At 68.9% G+C, this 14754-nt stretch carries 13 protein-coding genes and 1 pseudogene; 11 read left to right on the top strand and 3 right to left on the bottom strand.

Annotated elements, in window-relative coordinates; all coding sequences use genetic code 11:
* Positions 1 to 118 precede the first annotated feature (118 nt).
* The 3 genes and pseudogenes from GXY85_10195 to GXY85_10185 all read left to right on the top strand — a co-directional run bounded on the left by GXY85_10195 (position 119) and on the right by GXY85_10185 (position 2524).
* Positions 119 to 583: pseudogene (locus GXY85_10195) on the top strand (IS1380 family transposase).
* A gap of 278 nt (positions 584 to 861) precedes the next feature.
* Positions 862 to 1725 (top strand): methyltransferase domain-containing protein, encoded by an 864-nt coding sequence (locus GXY85_10190; protein ID NLW51193.1) that lies wholly within the window; start codon positions 862 to 864, stop codon positions 1723 to 1725.
* Between the two features lie 397 nt (positions 1726 to 2122).
* Positions 2123 to 2524 carry a helix-turn-helix domain-containing protein gene (locus tag GXY85_10185; GenBank protein ID NLW51192.1) on the top strand — a complete coding sequence of 134 codons (402 nt, stop codon included), beginning with the start codon at positions 2123 to 2125 and terminating at the stop codon, positions 2522 to 2524.
* A 71-nt stretch (positions 2525 to 2595) separates the two neighbouring features.
* Here the strand turns inward: GXY85_10185 and GXY85_10180 are convergent, their stop codons facing one another.
* Entirely contained in the window at positions 2596 to 2964 is a 369-nt protein-coding gene (locus GXY85_10180) for a hypothetical protein (GenBank protein NLW51191.1), read from the bottom strand.
* A gap of 195 nt (positions 2965 to 3159) precedes the next feature.
* Between GXY85_10180 and GXY85_10175 the strand changes: the two genes are divergently transcribed.
* Positions 3160 to 3669: a peptidylprolyl isomerase gene (locus GXY85_10175; protein NLW51190.1), complete on the top strand. Its 510-nt coding sequence runs from the start codon at positions 3160 to 3162 to the stop codon at positions 3667 to 3669.
* Positions 3670 to 3672: 3 nt separating this feature from the next.
* Here the strand turns inward: GXY85_10175 and GXY85_10170 are convergent, their stop codons facing one another.
* Entirely contained in the window at positions 3673 to 4551 is an 879-nt protein-coding gene (locus tag GXY85_10170) for a hypothetical protein (protein NLW51189.1), read from the bottom strand.
* Positions 4552 to 4751: 200 nt separating this feature from the next.
* Between GXY85_10170 and GXY85_10165 the strand changes: the two genes are divergently transcribed.
* The 7 genes from GXY85_10165 to GXY85_10135 all read left to right on the top strand — a co-directional run bounded on the left by GXY85_10165 (position 4752) and on the right by GXY85_10135 (position 13916).
* Complete coding sequence (locus GXY85_10165) at positions 4752 to 5315, top strand: HDIG domain-containing protein (protein ID NLW51188.1); 564 nt, start codon at positions 4752 to 4754, stop codon at positions 5313 to 5315.
* Positions 5316 to 5338: 23 nt separating this feature from the next.
* On the top strand, positions 5339 to 6004 hold the full coding sequence (locus GXY85_10160; GenBank protein ID NLW51187.1) for a ThuA domain-containing protein: 666 nt from the start codon (positions 5339 to 5341) through the stop codon (positions 6002 to 6004).
* Positions 6005 to 6076: 72 nt separating this feature from the next.
* The gene (locus GXY85_10155; GenBank protein NLW51186.1) at positions 6077 to 7828 is read left to right on the top strand and encodes a gamma-glutamyltransferase family protein; all 1752 of its coding nucleotides are present in this window, start codon (positions 6077 to 6079) and stop codon (positions 7826 to 7828) included.
* 71 nt (positions 7829 to 7899) lie between these two features.
* Positions 7900 to 9393 (top strand): transglutaminase domain-containing protein, encoded by a 1494-nt coding sequence (locus GXY85_10150; GenBank protein ID NLW51185.1) that lies wholly within the window; start codon positions 7900 to 7902, stop codon positions 9391 to 9393.
* 6 nt (positions 9394 to 9399) lie between these two features.
* Entirely contained in the window at positions 9400 to 12168 is a 2769-nt protein-coding gene (locus GXY85_10145; protein ID NLW51184.1) for a UPF0182 family protein, read from the top strand.
* 33 nt (positions 12169 to 12201) lie between these two features.
* Positions 12202 to 12759: a manganese efflux pump gene (locus tag GXY85_10140; protein NLW51183.1), complete on the top strand. Its 558-nt coding sequence runs from the start codon at positions 12202 to 12204 to the stop codon at positions 12757 to 12759.
* Between the two features lie 137 nt (positions 12760 to 12896).
* The gene (locus tag GXY85_10135; protein NLW51182.1) at positions 12897 to 13916 is read left to right on the top strand and encodes a GHMP kinase; all 1020 of its coding nucleotides are present in this window, start codon (positions 12897 to 12899) and stop codon (positions 13914 to 13916) included.
* 13 nt (positions 13917 to 13929) lie between these two features.
* Here the strand turns inward: GXY85_10135 and GXY85_10130 are convergent, their stop codons facing one another.
* On the bottom strand, positions 13930 to 14733 hold the full coding sequence (locus GXY85_10130; protein ID NLW51181.1) for a PIG-L family deacetylase: 804 nt from the start codon (positions 14731 to 14733) through the stop codon (positions 13930 to 13932).
* Between the last annotated feature and the right edge of the window lie 21 nt (positions 14734 to 14754).

The following is a 14754-nucleotide window of genomic DNA, read 5'->3' as shown; positions in this document are numbered from 1 at the left end:
TCCTGCAGGATGCCGACGATCTGCTCCTCCGACAACCGCTTCTTCTTCACTTCGGACCTCCTTGAGCCGTCAGTTGCGCCGGCCATCCTAACATCTCAAGTGGTCCAGTTTTCGGGGGGCATTCCCCTGGCAGAAGGCACGGCGGGTGGTGGCCAAGGTCGAGTCGCACCTGGGAGAGCTGTTCCCTCGCGTGGGCCTCATCGTGACCAACCTGAGGTGGTGGTCGAGGAATGTGGTCGACTTCTGCAACCGGCGCGGGACCGGCGAGCAATGGATCAAGGAAGGCAAGAACGCGCTGAAGTGGACGCGCCTGTCCTGCCACCGGTTCATGGACAAAGCGGCGTGGCGTCAGCTTCTGGCCCTGGCCTACAACCTGGCCAACTCCATGCGACGCATAGCGCTCCCGGAACCCGTGGAACACTGGTCGCTGACGGTGCTGCGGGAGAACTTGGTGAAGATCGGGGCGAAGGTGGTCAGGCATGCCCGTTACGTCGTCTTCGAGGTGGCCGAGGTGGCCGTCCCGCGGGAGCTGTTTGCCGCGGTAAGGGGTCGTATCCGGCGGCCTTCGCCTGCGCCGCCCTGACGTGGACTCGCGAATGCCGCAGAGAAACGGGGTGCTATGCGTTCGCCGACGGGGAGGCTGCTTCGGAGAGGGCCGGTGAAAGCCAAGGCGGCGCCCACAGTGAGGGTGCGCACCCCCCGCTCTCATGCGGAGAGGGTCTCCTCCAAAGGCTTGACAGGCGCCTCCTGGAGATGTGTAATGGCCGGAAGGACGCGAAGCCCGGGCTTCGCGACGACAAATGGGAGATCCGCGGTGAGGTCTGCGGCATGGCAGGGTCTGACACGACGGGAGGTATGTGAATGGACCAGAAGAGTCACAGTGAGGTGAACCGGGCGGCGTGGTCGCATCCGGCGTACTACGATGCGTGGTGCAAGCACTATGGTGCGCCCAGAGGCGTCGCCGCGGAGATCGCGCGGGATCCCTGGGGACAGTTGAGGCGCTACCAGCCCCACCTTGGCCAGGTCGACGGGAAGCGCGTCGTCAACCTGCTGGGGTCCATTGGCCGCAAAGCTGTGCCTCTTGCGATGCTTGGCGCTGACGTGACCGTCGTGGACGCCTCGCCAGTCAACGCGCGCTACGCCGAGGAACTCGCGGATGCGGCGGGCGTGACCATCACGTACGTCGTCTCCGACGTCTTGCAGGTGGAGCCACGCGACCTGGGCGAGCCGTTCGACATCCTCCTCACGGAAGGCGGCGTCCTACACTACTTCCTCGACCTCCGCCCGTTCGCCGATCTGTGCCACAACCTGCTGCGCCCCGGCGGCCACCTGATCCTCGGCGAGCACCACCCCATGCGCAAGTGTACCCCGACCGAGTACGGCAGGGCTGTCCTGTCAGAGGACTACTTCGACGGCACCATCCATGAATGCGAACTCCCCCTCGCTCACCTTCTGTCCGACGACGTCCGCGCCGAACTCCCCTCGGTCCGGTGCCGTCACTGGACGCTGGGCGAGATTGTCACCACCTTCGCCGAGGCCGGCTTCCTCATCCAGGCCCTCAAAGAGACGCCCGGCATGTTCCACCTGATCGCCGAACGGGGCGACAGCAGTTGCGACGTCGTGCAGCCAGATCAAGGGGCTCTGGGAGCAGGTGAACGCACTGCTGGAGATGAAGCCGACGGCGCTGGAGGAGAAGACGCTCCAGATCGCACCCGTCGATCCTGAACTTGGCTGCGGTTTCTATGTCCTCACGAAGGGCCTGGTTTTGCCAGGCCCTTCCTCTACCTTGCACAGGAAGAGGCGTCTCGAAGAGAACGGCCCACTGACCGAGGATCAGCGGCCAGTCCACGGCGGAAGCCTGAAGGCGCAGGTGCACGCCTTACGCTTCCTAGCAGCCTGTTGAACAAGTCCTTTTGTGTGGCACAAGCGCCCCGCCCACCCCGGCGGGCGGGCGGCTGTTCCACACTCAATAGGACGCACAGGCCGCAGAGTCGGTGCGGAACACAAAGGCGCGAGCGGCGAGGGCAGCGAAGAAGACAGCCGGCGTGGGCGAGGAGGAGACCGTGGATGCGTTCGTCGCGCTGAACAACGCCGCCGCGCCGTCGACGCCGTCCTGGCCGGCATGAGGCAGACGGCCGCCGCCGTGGCGTTCGGCGTCACCCGCCAGGCCGTCGGCAACTGGATGAATGCCTATCGCCGGGGCGGCCACGCTGCCCTGGCCGCCCACAAGCGGGGTCCCAAGCGCCCGCGCCGAAAACTCATGGGCTGGCAGGCCGCCGCCGTGTGCAACAGGATCCGGGACCGCTATCCCGAACAGATCAAGCTGCCCTTCTTCCTGTGGACTTCGGATGCCGTCCGGCAGGTGCACATGGCTTCAGTGCGCGGCGAGTTCACCGGGCCGGAACGGGGATTCCCATTGTCGCCGGACGGGAAATGCAGCGGACGTTGTGCACTCGCTGATGAAACGCCTGGTGCTGGGGACGCATCAGGCGCGCGGCCGCGCTCGCCGCGACCGCCAGCTTGAGCGACGGTCGCGGTGACGGCGTGTGCCCGGATGGCTTCGGGACGGCGGCGGGCGGCGTCTGCCCGGGTCGTTCAGCGCCGGCCCTTCAGGTCATCGAGCCGGATGATGCGGTCGCCGTCGGAGCCGCCCGGTCGGACGATCTGGTCCTGCTCGGCGGCGTGCAGTTGCCGCAGCCGCTGCTGGACGTGCTGCTTCACTTCCTCCAGCTTGGGGCGGGCGAGTTCGGTGTAGCGTGCGAAGGCGTCCTGGATCGTCTCCGCCTCGATTTCGAATGAGACCGGTATCTGCTGAATCCCCATCGGGGTGTTCATGTTCAGCGCGGCGCGCCCGATGAAGCGCGGCGGACCTTCGGGGACCGGCTCGAGCCGATCGACCTGCTTGATGGGGAATTCCTTATCGTCCTGATCCTGCTGCACAAACTCGTCCTTGCGGTAGATCATGCGGGCCTTCCCTTCGTGTGGCGTCTGCGGCGGTGCGGATGCCGCCTGCTGAACAGGCCAGTAGAGCACACCGTGCGTCCGGACGCAAGGAAGGGGCGCGCCCTCCTTGCAGAATCGGGCGATTTCCCGTAGATTCCTTTCGGGGTCGGGCGCGGTCCGACCCGATCGGCCGTTCCTTCTGCCGGGGTCCGTTCCATGCCAACGTCAGCACGAATCAACACGTCGATGGGGACAATGACCCTCGAGTTGCACGACGTGAAGGCGCCCAACACCGTCGCGAACTTCGTGCATCTCGCCTCGAAGGGATTCTACGACGAGCTGAGCTTTCACCGCGTCATTGCGGGCTTCATGGTCCAGGGCGGATGCCCCTCGGGTGACGGCCGCGGCGGGCCGGGGTGGAACTTCGCGGACGAGTTCGTGCCGGACCTCCGGCATGACGGCACGGGCGTGCTGTCGATGGCCAACGCGGGGCCGAACACCAACGGGTCGCAGTTTTTCATCACACTGGCGGCCACGCCGTGGCTGGACGGCAAGCACGCCGTGTTCGGGCGTGTGCGCGAAGGTCTGGACGTTCTGAGGAAGATCGGCTCGGTCAAGACCGACGGGCGGGATCGGCCGCTCAAGCCCGTGACGATCCGGAGCGTGGAGATTCTCCGGGACGGCCAGCCGCTCACCGGCGTGCAGCCCATGCCCGAGGTGCTCTGAGGTTCACAGGCGACACGCCAGGCAGGCCAGGCTGAGGGCGGCATGGACGTGCAGGTCGGCGACCTCGGCCACGTCTGCCTCGAAGCGGGCCCGGGCCGCGCGATCGTGCCACCACCCGGCGATGGCTCCGGGCGCCGTATAGGGCGTGAGTTTGCGCGCCATGGCGTTGTAGGCGTTCTCGGCCATCAGCAGGGCAGCGTCCTCGCTCCAACGGGGCAGAAGGGCGGCCGCACGGTTCAGGAACCGGGCGGCCGCGCGCTGGCCGTGCTGTGCGCGGCGGGCCGTCCGCTCCGCGCACAGCCAGTCATGGTTTCCGCATTCGGGACAGAACGCGTCCCATCCCAGGCGCTCCTGCCAGGCGGCGTACAGCTCGCCGCCGTATGCAACGCCGTCCTCGGCGCAGTACCCGTTGGCCACCTGGGAGGCATGGCGGAGGGCGTCCCGGAGCGCCTCGCATCGTGAGAGGTAGCGGGTCGCCGGCCGGAGGATGTAGAGCCGCATGGCGTCGGGCGGTTGCGGGTCGAGGCGGACGGGCCACTCGGGGAGGAGCGTCCAGCCGTGCTGCGACGCAACGAGCACGCCGTCGCCGGCCTTGAGGGCCTGGCACGCGACGCGACGGGCCTGTTCGGGCGTCAGAGGCTGGGGGAGGGCCTCAACGGAGAAGCCCAGCGCATTGCCCAGGAACTCCAGGCGGGCATCGCTCCCCACGTCCATCCAGCAGGAGGCGCAGGTCTCCTGGCGGCGGAGGGCCGGGGAGAACGAAGCCCCCGACAGGCCCGCGATGCACTCGTAGGGGACGTGCTCGCCCCAGCGGGAGAGCAGGGCGCAGAGACCGGCCGAGAGAGAATCCGGCGTCTGGCAGTCGACCTGGATTTCCAGCATATGCGTCTTCGACCGCTTCGTCGGGGCAATGCCAAGGACAGACGGCATGGACCTTCTCTCTTCTATGTTAACGCACGCGGGGACCGTTGGCAATCCCTTGTCGGCCTTCAAGTGCCTGATCGGCCGGCGACCTTGGCACGAGCGCGGCGGCGCCCTTACAATGGGTCGGATGGGCACCGAGACCAAGGGAGAGCGTTCCGATGGCTGATTGGCCGGCCCGCGATGAAGCACTGAGCGTCCTGCATGAGTGGACGGAGAACAAGAACCTGCGGAAGCACGCCTACGCGGTGGAGGCCGCGATGCGGGCATATGCACGCCGCCTGGGAGAGGACGAGGACAGGTGGGGCGTGCTGGGGCTTCTGCACGATTTCGACTACGAACGGTACCCGGATGCGGCGGATCACCCGGCCCGCGGGGCCGAGTATTTGCGTGCGCAGGGGTACTCGGAGGAACTCGCCGAGGGCGTCATGGCCCACGCCGAGCACACCGGGACGTCGCGGGACACGGCCATGAAGCGGGCCGTCTTCGCCGTGGATGAGCTGACGGGGCTGATCGTGGCGGTCGCACTGGTTCGGCCGTCCAGGAAGCTGTCGGACGTGACGGTGGACGCCGTGATGAAGAAGTGGCCGGAGAAGCGCTTCGCGGCGGGTGTGGACCGGTCGCTGGTGGAGACGGGCGCCCGCGAGATGGGCGTGTCGCTCGAGGAGCACATCGGGATCGTCCTGGAGGCGATGCAGGAGATCGCGGAGGACCTGGGGCTCTGAGCGGAGGGACTGAGAGGCCGGCCATGAGAGTCCTGATGACCCGGCACTCCGGGGGATACGAGCACGCCTACCTGCCGCACGCCGAGGTCGCGCTGAAGCGCCTGGGGCGCCGGTCGGGCGTGTTCGAGGCGGTGACGACCGCACGCAGCGCCCTGATCACGGCGGAACGCCTCGCCGACGTCGACGTGGTCGTTCTGGCGACGTCCGGCGATCCGGGCTGGAGCGACGAGCAGAAGTCGGCGTTCATGGAGGCGGTGCGCGGCGGAATGGGCGTCGTCGGCATCCACAACGCGACCACGACCTACGGGGACTGGCCGGAGTTCGTCGAGATGATCGGGGGCCGGTTCATCGGCCATCCCTGGTGCCAGGAGTTCACTGTGCGCGTGGAGGACACCGCCCATCCGGCGGTCGCCATGCTCGGCGAGTGCTTTCGGGTCCGGGACGAGATCTACGTCCACGACGACTGGGACCGCAGCAGGACGCACGTGCTGTTGTCGCTGCAGAACGAGTCGGTGGATATGTCCAGGGGTCCGCGGGAGGATGGCGACTACGCGCTCGGGTGGTGCCACACCTGGGGCCGTGGCCGGGTCATCTACTCCGGGTTCGGGCATTTCGAAGACCTGTGGGAGGAGCCCTGGTATCTGGAGCACCTGCTGGGATGCATCCGTTGGGCCGCCCGCCTTGCGTGAGTGCAGGGACGGCGGGTTCCGATTCGTAGCCCCTCCGAAGAAACGGCATTGCCGATGACGACCGGTACGAACATGCGGGGCGGACGCCCCACGATCGCCTGCACGCACGGAGTCGTGGCCTCACGGCACTACCTGGCGTCCGAAGCCGGCCTGCACATCCTGCGTTCGGGCGGCAATGCTGCGGACGCTGCGGCCGCCACGGCGTTCGCGTTGACCGTGCTTGAGCCGCATCAGAACGGATTCGGCGGCGAGGCCCCGGTGCTGATCCACAGCGCCGCCGAGGGCCGCGTCTGCGCCGTGAGCGGTCACGGAACGGCCCCGGCCGCCGCCACGATCGAACGCTTCCGGGAGCTTGGAGTGGACGAGGTCATCCCGGGCGACGGCTTCCTGGGGGCGGTGGTGCCCTCCGCACCTGCCACGTGGATCGCCGTCCTCGAGCGGTTCGGCACGATGCGCCTGGCCGACGTGATGGCGCCGGCGCTGGAACTCGCGGCGGGCGGCTTCCCGGTGGGCCAGGCGTTGAACCGGGCCATCGCCGAGCACGCGAAGCGCTTCCGGGAGGAATGGCCGTCCTCGGCGCGGGTCTTCCTGCGCGACGGGGAGCCGCCGCGGCCGGGCGCGGTGTGGCGGCAGCCGGAGCTGGCGGCCACGTTCCGCAAGCTGATCGAGGCCGAGCGCGGCCACTCCGGCCGGGAGGCCGGCCTGCAGGCTGCCCATGCGCGCTTCTACAACGAGGACATGGCGGCGGCGATCGTGGAGTTCGGGGCCGGAACGCCGATCCGCGATGCGTCGGGACGCGCGCACACCTGCCTGCTGACGCGCGAGGATCTGGCCGGCTTTCGCGCGCGCATCGAGGAACCCGTGCGCTACTCCTACAGGGGCATCGAGGTGCACAAGTGCGGGCCGTGGACGCAGGGGCCGGTGATGCTGCAATCGCTGAGCCTGCTGGCCGGCTTCGACTTGCGCGCGATGGGGCACAACTCCGCCGACTACATCCACACCGTGACCGAGTGCATGAAGCTGGCGTATGCGGACCGGGAGTTCTACTACGGCGATCCCGAGTTCGTCGAGGTGCCGTTCGACCGCCTGCTCAGCGAGGGCTACGCGGCCGAACGCCGGGCGCTGGTGGATGCCCGCACGGCGTCGCTGGAACTGCGCCCCGGGGGCTACCCGTCCCTGCGGGCCGAGCGCGCGCACGACGTGGCGCGCGCCATGGCGTCGGGCGGCCGATGGTCGGACCCCCGGGGCGATACCACGAAGTTGGACGTGGTTGACCATGCCGGCAACATGGTCTCGGCCACGCCGAGCGGCGGGTGGCTCATGTCGTCGCCGATCGTGCCGGGGCTCGGCTTCCCGCTGGGCACGCGCGGGCAGATGTTCTCGCTCGTGCGGGGGCACCCCAATTGCCTGGAGCCGGGGAAGCGTCCGCGCACCACGCTGACGCCCACGCTGGCCCTGCGCGACAGCCGGCCGTACATGGCCTTCGGAAGCCCCGGCGGGGACTGCCAGGACCAGTGGGGGCTGCAGTTCTTCCTGAATGTCGTCGAGTTCGGCATGTCGCTGCAGGAGGCGGCGGAGGCCCCGACGTTCTTCACGAAGCACTTCCCGAACTCCTTCTACCCCCGCGCGGCCGAGCCGGGCACGCTCTGCCTCGAGGCACTTGTCCCGGAGGACGTTTGGGCGGACCTCGCGGGCCGTGGGCACGTCGTCCGCTCCGAGAATGCCTGGTCCTCGCAGAACGCCGTGTGCGTGCGTTCCGAGGGCGGCATCCTCAGCGGAGCGGTCTCACCGCGCGGCGAGACAGCGTACGCGCTCGGGTGGTAGCTTCCGGGATCGCCCGGCGCGGACGGTGTGACGAACGAACCGGACAGGACCGACTTCTGCGGAGGATCGCGATGGCATCGGCACGGCGGGTGGCGTCGATCATGCTGGCGGCGATGGCCGTTCTATGGGCGCCGAGCGTTTCGGCCGACGGGCTGCTGGAGGAGAACTGGTATGCCCTCTACCTGATGGGGCAGAAGGCGGGGCACCAGCACGAGACGTTGGCCGAAGAGGAGGGGCCGGACGGCCCTCTGTACCGGACGACCGTGGAGATCGCGTTCACCGTCAAGCGGCTGGACATGCCGATGACGTTCGCAATCGAGACCGGGATCCTGGAGGACGCGACGGGGCAAGTTCGCGAGTTCCGTCAGTCGATCGAGGGCGCACTCTCGTTCGTCCAGGAGGGCCGGCGCGAGGGCGACGAGATGCTGGTCAGCCGGCGCGCCGGCGGTGTCCCGACCGTTTCCCGAATCGCTGCGCACGACGGACTGGGGCCGTGGGGACTGCGTTGCCTGCAGGAGCGGATGGGCCTTGAGCCCGGGACGACCTACACGGCCGAGGCGTTCGTCCCCGACGCGCCCGGGCTGCCCGTGCCGGTGCATGTGACCATCCGGGGGCAGGAGGACGTGCAGGTCTTCGAGGTCCGCAAGCACCTGCATCGGGCCGACACCCGAATGGACCTGATGGGCGGCCTGACGTCCTCGACGTGGTTCGACGGCGAGGGCACGGTATGGCTGGCCACCGTCGCCATGCCCGGCAACATGACGCTCGAGTCGCGCAGGACCACCCGAGTGCTGGCGCTGGGAGAGAACGACCCGGCGGACATACTGGCCGCCTCGTTCGTGCGGCCGGACAGGCCCATACCGAACCCCCGCAGGGTGAAGCGCCTGCGCCTGCGTCTGACCTCCCCGACCGGCGAGGCGGCGACGTGGGGGCTGGAGTCGGGGCCGTTCCAGCAGGTGGAGGCACGCGAGGGCGGATGCGAGGTGACGCTGCGGCAGGCGACGGGGTCGCCGGAGCGCAGTTACGCACTCCCTTACGCCGGCGCCGAGTATGCGGATCTCCTGCAGGCGAATGTGTGGATGGAGACCCGTGACCGCCTCGTGCTCCGCATGGCCCGCAAGGCGGTCGGCGCGGAGACGGATGCACTGGCGGCCGTCCGGCGGATCGAGGCGTACGTGCGGGAGGCGATCACCGGGAAGAACCTGAGTCTGGGGTTCGCGACGGCGGCGGAGGCGGCCGAACAGAAGGCCGGCGACTGCACGGAACACGCCGTGCTGGCGGCCGCGATGGCCAGGGCGGCCGGCATGCCGAGCCGTGTGGTCGGCGGGCTGGTCTACGTGGACGAGCTCCCGGGCACCGGAGGCGGCGGCTTCGGCTACCACATGTGGACGGAGGTCTTCGTGGGCGAGTGGTTCCCGATCGATGCCGCGCTGGGCGGGCACGACGCCACGCACCTGGTCCTCGCGCGAAGCGCCCTGAACGGGACCGACGAGTTGTTCATGCTCTCCGCCGCAATCTCGCGCGTGTTCGGAGGGTTGGCCGTGGAGGTTCTGGAAGTGGAGTGACGGACAATGAGGCATGGAGTGCCCGGCAGCCGCCGGTGGAGGCATCGATCGGTCATCGCGGTGGTTGCCGCTGTCGGCGGAGTCCTGATCGCCATGGTGGCGCTCCGGATTCTGGCCGCAGTGCTGGTCGACTACTGGTGGTTCGACTCCCTGGGCTGCGGATCGGTCTACGGCCGAATCCTGCTGGCCCGGGTCGTGCTCTGGTGCGTGGGGTTTGCGGCATCCTTTGGGGCGGCGGCCTCCGGGTTCCTGATCGCGCGGCGCATCGCACGGAGCAGCGACCGGGGGCGTCCGCAGTGGGGACGCCGGGCGTCTCCCTTTGCCCCGCTGCAGCAGATGGCCTGGCCCCTGTGCTGGGCCGGCGCTGCCTTCGCAGGCGTGGTCGGCGGCAGCATGCTCTCGTTGATGTGGCACCGCGTGCTGCTCTTCCTGTATCGGATGCCGTTCGACGTGGCCGATCCCATCTTCGGGAAGGACATCGGCTTCTTCGTGCTCGTTTACCCGCTGGCCGTCCTTCTCCGCCGCATGCTGCTTGCGCTCGTGTGGGTCTCGCTGGCCGGAGCGGCGGCGTGGCACACGGCATCGGGTGCGTTTCTGGGCGGGCGGGACGGGCTGCCCGCGGGGGTGTTCAGCCATCTGAGCCGCACGCTGGGCGTCGCGTTCCTCCTGGTTGCAGCCGGGCATCTCCTGGATCGATACGGCCTCCTCTACAGCACCGCCGGGGCGGCGTTCGGCGCCGGCTACACGGACGTGCACGTGCGGCTGCCCGGGCACTGGCTGATGGCCGCAGCCGCCCTCGTCGCGGCGGTGCTGCTGCTGCGCGCCCGTTCGGTCAGGGACCTGCGGTCCGTCCTGATCGGCCTGGGTGCGTGGCTGGGCTGCGTGGTGCTGGCCGAAGGGCTGCTGCCGCCACTGGTCCAGTCGCTGCGCGTGACGCCCAACGAGCTGCGCCTCGAAGAGCCGTACATACGGCACGCGATCGACTTCACGCGGCGCGCCTACGCTCTGGACGCGATCGAGGAGATCGAGTACCCCGTCGTCGACGACCTCCGCTACGAGGACGTGGCCGCCGACCGGGCGACGGTCGACAACGTGCGGGTATGGGACTGGCGGCCCCTGCGCGAGACCTTCCGGCACCTGCAGACGATCCGGTCGTACTACGAGTTCCTGGATGTGGACGTCGGGCGTTACGAGACGGAGGGCGGCACGACCCAGATGCTCCTGTCGGTGCGGGAGATCGCGCCCGACCGCCTGCAGGCGAGTGCGCAGAGCTGGGTCAATCTGCGGCTGAAGTACACCCACGGCCACGGCGTGTGCATGAGCCCGGCCAACGCGTTCACGGAAGACGGCTTCCCGGTCCTGACCGTGCGGGACATCCCGCCGGTGACCCCGGAGTCGATCCCGCTGGACCGCCCGGAGGTCTACTACGGCGAAGCGACGAACGGCTACGTGTTCGTGCGGACGAATGAAGACGAGTTCGACTATCCCATGGGCGACGAGAACGCCTGGACGCGGTACGAGGGCTCGGGCGGCGTCCCTGTGGGGACGTTCCGGCGGCGGCTGGCCTTCGCCGTTGAGTTGCGGGACCCGAAGATCCTCCTCTCAACCGACCTGACCTCCGAGAGCCGCATCCTCTACCGACGTCAGGTGGTGGAACGCGTTCGCCGTCTGGTGCCGTACCTCACCCTCGACCGCGACCCATATCCGGTCGTGCACGCCGGGCGGATCTTCTGGATCCAGGACGCCTACACGCACACGCGCCTCTACCCCTACAGCGAACCGGCGGCCGGCGGGCGGCTCAACTACGTCCGCAACTCGGTCAAGGCCGTCGTTGACGCGTATGAGGGGACGGTGACCCTCTACGTCGCGGACGGATCGGATCCGCTGGTCCGCGCCTATGCCCGGATGTTCCCGGGACTCTACCGGCCGCTGGAGGAGATGCCGGAGGGGCTTCGCCGCCACGTGCGTTACCCGGTCGACCTCTTCGAGATTCAGGCGGAGAAGTACAACGTCTACCACATGCGGAGCCCGCAGGTCTTCTACACGAGGGAAGACATCTGGGAGGTCGCCCAGGAGAAGTACCACGGCCAGCGGCAGATGGTGGAGAGCTACTACGCCGTGATGCGCCTTCCGGACAGCGAACGGCCCGAGTTCCTGGTCATGCTGCCGATGACGCCGCGCGGGCGGGCCAACATGATCGCCTGGCTGGGCGGCCGCTGCGACGGAGAGCACTACGGCAAGCTGGTGGTGTGCGTGTTCCCCAAGGGGAAGCTGGTCGACGGCCCCCTGCAGGTTGAGAACTACATCGACCAGGACCCTCTGATCTCGGGGCAGGTGACGCTCTGGAATCAGAGCGGCAGCAGCGTGCTGAGGGGCAACCTGCTGGTGATCCCAATCGCCGGCGGCCTCCTGTACGTGGAACCGCTCTACATCCGGGCCGACGCCGAGGCGATCCCCCAGATCAAGCGGGTCATCGTGGCCGCCGGCTCCCGGGTGGCCATGGCCGAAACCCTCCAGGAGGCCCTGCGGCAGTTGTTCGAGGTCAGCGGGCCGCCCGATCTCCCCGCCCGCGACGGGCCGGCATCCCCGCCCGGGCGGGACGCACCGGCCGTGTCCGCCGCCGTGGCGGAGGCGGTCCGGGCGGCGAACGCCGAATACGGCGCCGCACAACGTGCGCTGCAGGAGGCCGACTGGCAGCGCTACGGCGAACACATGAACCGGCTGGAGGTCCTTCTCGGCCGGCTGTCGGAGGCCATGGCCCCGGCCGGCGAGTAGGCCGCCCGGCCCGTAGTCCGGAGACGCCCCCATATGACTCTGCCGCACATCCTGCTCATCGCGGTCGGCCTGGCCGCCGACGCGTTTGCCGTCTCGCTGGCCGAGGGAGTCGCCCTCCGGGAGGTCAGCGTGGGACACACCACGCGGGTGGCCGCGCACTTCGGCGTCTTCCAGGCGGCCATGCCCGTGGTCGGCTGGCTGGCGGGCAGCGCCATGCAGAGCTGGCTGGCCTGCGTCGACCACTGGGTGGCGTTCGGGCTGCTTGCGCTCATCGGCGGGAAGATGCTGCTGGACGCGGCAACGAACTTCGAGGCCGAGAGGGTGCGGGAGCCGAGCTGCGGCGCGCGGCTGCTCTGCCTTTCGGTCGCCACCAGCATCGACGCGCTGGCCGTCGGCATGAGCCTGGCCATGCTGCAGGTGCGCATCTGGGTTCCGGCGCTTGTCATCGGGTTGGTTACGGGGGGCCTCAGCGCCCTCGGGGTCCAGATCGGCGACCGGGTCGGGCGGCGTCTGGGGCGATGGGCCGAGGCGGCGGGGGGCATCGTGCTGTGCCTGATCGGGTTGGAGATCCTCGTGCACCACATGCGCTGACCCGGACCGGGAGAACGCGCGCCGGGCAGGGGCTTCCGGCCGCTTGATTGCCGGGCGTGCGAACGCGATAATGCCGGGCCGGGGCAGACCAGGTGCATCGGCCGGAGGCAGCGCCGGCCGCACGGCGAGGAGACTCGATGATCGTCCGAACAAGGGCCTACGCGCGTGTCGGATTCGTTGGCAACCCGTCCGACGGCTACCACGGTAAGACCATCGCCTTCACCATCGGCGACTACTGGTCCGAGGTGGTCCTGTATGAGAGCCCGGAACTCGAACTGCGTCCCAGCCCGCAGGACCAGGCCGTCTTCGGCAGCCTCCAGCAGTTGCTGGACGACGTGCGGCAGAGCGGCTACTACGGCGGCATCCGCCTCCTGAAGGCCGCCACGAAGGTCTTCGCGGAGTACTGTGCGGAGGCCGGCGAGGCGCTGCCCGACCGGAACTTCACCATCCGCTACCGCACGAACATCCCGCGGCAGGTGGGCCTGGGCGGCTCCAGCGCCATCATCACCGCCGTCATGCGCGCCCTGGCTGCCTTCTTCGCCGTCGAGATCCCGGAGCCGGTGCTTCCGGCCGTGGTGCTGCGCGCCGAGACCGGCGAACTGGGCCTCACGGCCGGGCTGCAGGACCGTGTTGTACAGGCCTACGGGGGCGTGGTCTACATGGACTTCGCGCGCGACTACATGGACGCCCACGGCCACGGCCGCTATGAGCGGATTCGACCGGAGCTTCTGCCGCCCGTCTACCTGGCCTATCGGCGCGACCTGGGCAAGGAGAGCTCGACCGCCCACATCCGCGTGCGGGACCTCTACGAGAGCGGGGACGCCACGGTGGTCTCCACGATGGCGGAGATCGCCGCCCTGGCCGACGAGGCGCGCGCCTTGATGGAAGCCGGCGGCTATGAGGGCCTGGCGGCGGTCATCAACCGGAACTTCGACCTGCGTGCGCGCATCTTCCCCATCCGGCCCGAGGACATGAAGATGATCCAGTCCGCGCGGGCGACCGGCGCCAGCGCGAAGTTCTGCGGGTCCGGCGGCGCCATCGTGGGCAGCTATCGTGACGAGGCGATGCTCGAACGGCTCCGCGACGCCATGGGCCGCGACGGCTACGAGTTCCTGGTGCCCCACGTGGCGCCGAACAACCGACCTTCGCATACCTGACCGCGGCCGTGTGTCAGCGCGGGAAGAGCCGCTCGATCGTCTCGGCGTCGGGCCGCCCGCCGTACTCGCACAGCTCGAACACCTCGCCGCAGAAGACCCGGCGACCGTGTTCCTCGCCGTAGCGCTGCACGAACGCCTCGCGATACTTGTCTGCCAGGAAGCCGAGGCGCCGCTTCATGCGCTCGACGTGCCACTCCCAGCGCTCGGGTTCGGTTGCGGGGACCTGGTCCAGAATGCCGCCGTTGTACGGCAGCCATTCGAAGAACTGGCTCTCGTGGCAGGCGGTCATGCGGCACTGGGCTTCGAAGTACTCGTCCACGTCGACAACGACGTCCGCACGGAACGGCAAGGGTTTCGTGTAGCCGTCATACGTGTGGGCGATGACGGGCACACGTTCCAGGATGGGCACGTCCGGACGGACGAGCGGCACGGTCAGCAGATAGGACGCGTCGATGACCAGTTGCCCGACGGCGCGATGGTCGGGGTGGTAGTCGAACGGCCGGGGAGCCAGCACCACGTCGGGCCGGTAGGCGCGGATCATGCCGATGAGTTCCTCGCGGACCTCCACCGAGGGCGTCAGGCGTGCATCCGGATGGTCCAGCACGACGTAATCCACCCCGATGACCTCCCCCGCCCGCCGGGCCTCTTCCTTGCGCCGCACGGCCAGCGCGTCCGGCGCCATCTCCTGATGGCCGGCGTTGCCGTTCGTGACCGATACCAGCATCGCCTCGCCCCCGCGCTCGACGTAGCGGGCGGCGATCCCGCCGGCCCGCAGATCGGCGTCGTCCGGGTGAGCCCCGATCATCATCAGCTTCATGCGTCCATCTCCTGGTGCGTT

Source organism: Candidatus Brocadiaceae bacterium (genome assembly GCA_012728835.1).
Classification (GTDB): Bacteria; Planctomycetota; Brocadiia; order SM23-32; family SM23-32; genus JAAYEJ01.
Note: the sequence above shows the minus strand (reverse complement) of the source record. Positions and strands in the feature narration are given on the sequence as shown.

Coding starts and splice junctions, on each gene's coding strand:
- GXY85_10140 (NLW51183.1), top strand. CDS start 12,202: ATGACTCTGCCGCACATCCTGCTCATCGCGGTCGGCCTGGCCGCCGAC.
- GXY85_10190 (NLW51193.1), top strand. CDS start 862: ATGGACCAGAAGAGTCACAGTGAGGTGAACCGGGCGGCGTGGTCGCAT.
- GXY85_10180 (NLW51191.1), bottom strand. CDS start 2,964: ATGATCTACCGCAAGGACGAGTTTGTGCAGCAGGATCAGGACGATAAG.
- GXY85_10160 (NLW51187.1), top strand. CDS start 5,339: ATGAGAGTCCTGATGACCCGGCACTCCGGGGGATACGAGCACGCCTAC.
- GXY85_10185 (NLW51192.1), top strand. CDS start 2,123: ATGAGGCAGACGGCCGCCGCCGTGGCGTTCGGCGTCACCCGCCAGGCC.
- GXY85_10145 (NLW51184.1), top strand. CDS start 9,400: ATGAGGCATGGAGTGCCCGGCAGCCGCCGGTGGAGGCATCGATCGGTC.
- GXY85_10130 (NLW51181.1), bottom strand. CDS start 14,733: ATGAAGCTGATGATGATCGGGGCTCACCCGGACGACGCCGATCTGCGG.
- GXY85_10135 (NLW51182.1), top strand. CDS start 12,897: ATGATCGTCCGAACAAGGGCCTACGCGCGTGTCGGATTCGTTGGCAAC.
- GXY85_10175 (NLW51190.1), top strand. CDS start 3,160: ATGCCAACGTCAGCACGAATCAACACGTCGATGGGGACAATGACCCTC.
- GXY85_10155 (NLW51186.1), top strand. CDS start 6,077: ATGCGGGGCGGACGCCCCACGATCGCCTGCACGCACGGAGTCGTGGCC.
- GXY85_10165 (NLW51188.1), top strand. CDS start 4,752: ATGGCTGATTGGCCGGCCCGCGATGAAGCACTGAGCGTCCTGCATGAG.
- GXY85_10170 (NLW51189.1), bottom strand. CDS start 4,551: ATGCTGGAAATCCAGGTCGACTGCCAGACGCCGGATTCTCTCTCGGCC.
- GXY85_10150 (NLW51185.1), top strand. CDS start 7,900: ATGGCATCGGCACGGCGGGTGGCGTCGATCATGCTGGCGGCGATGGCC.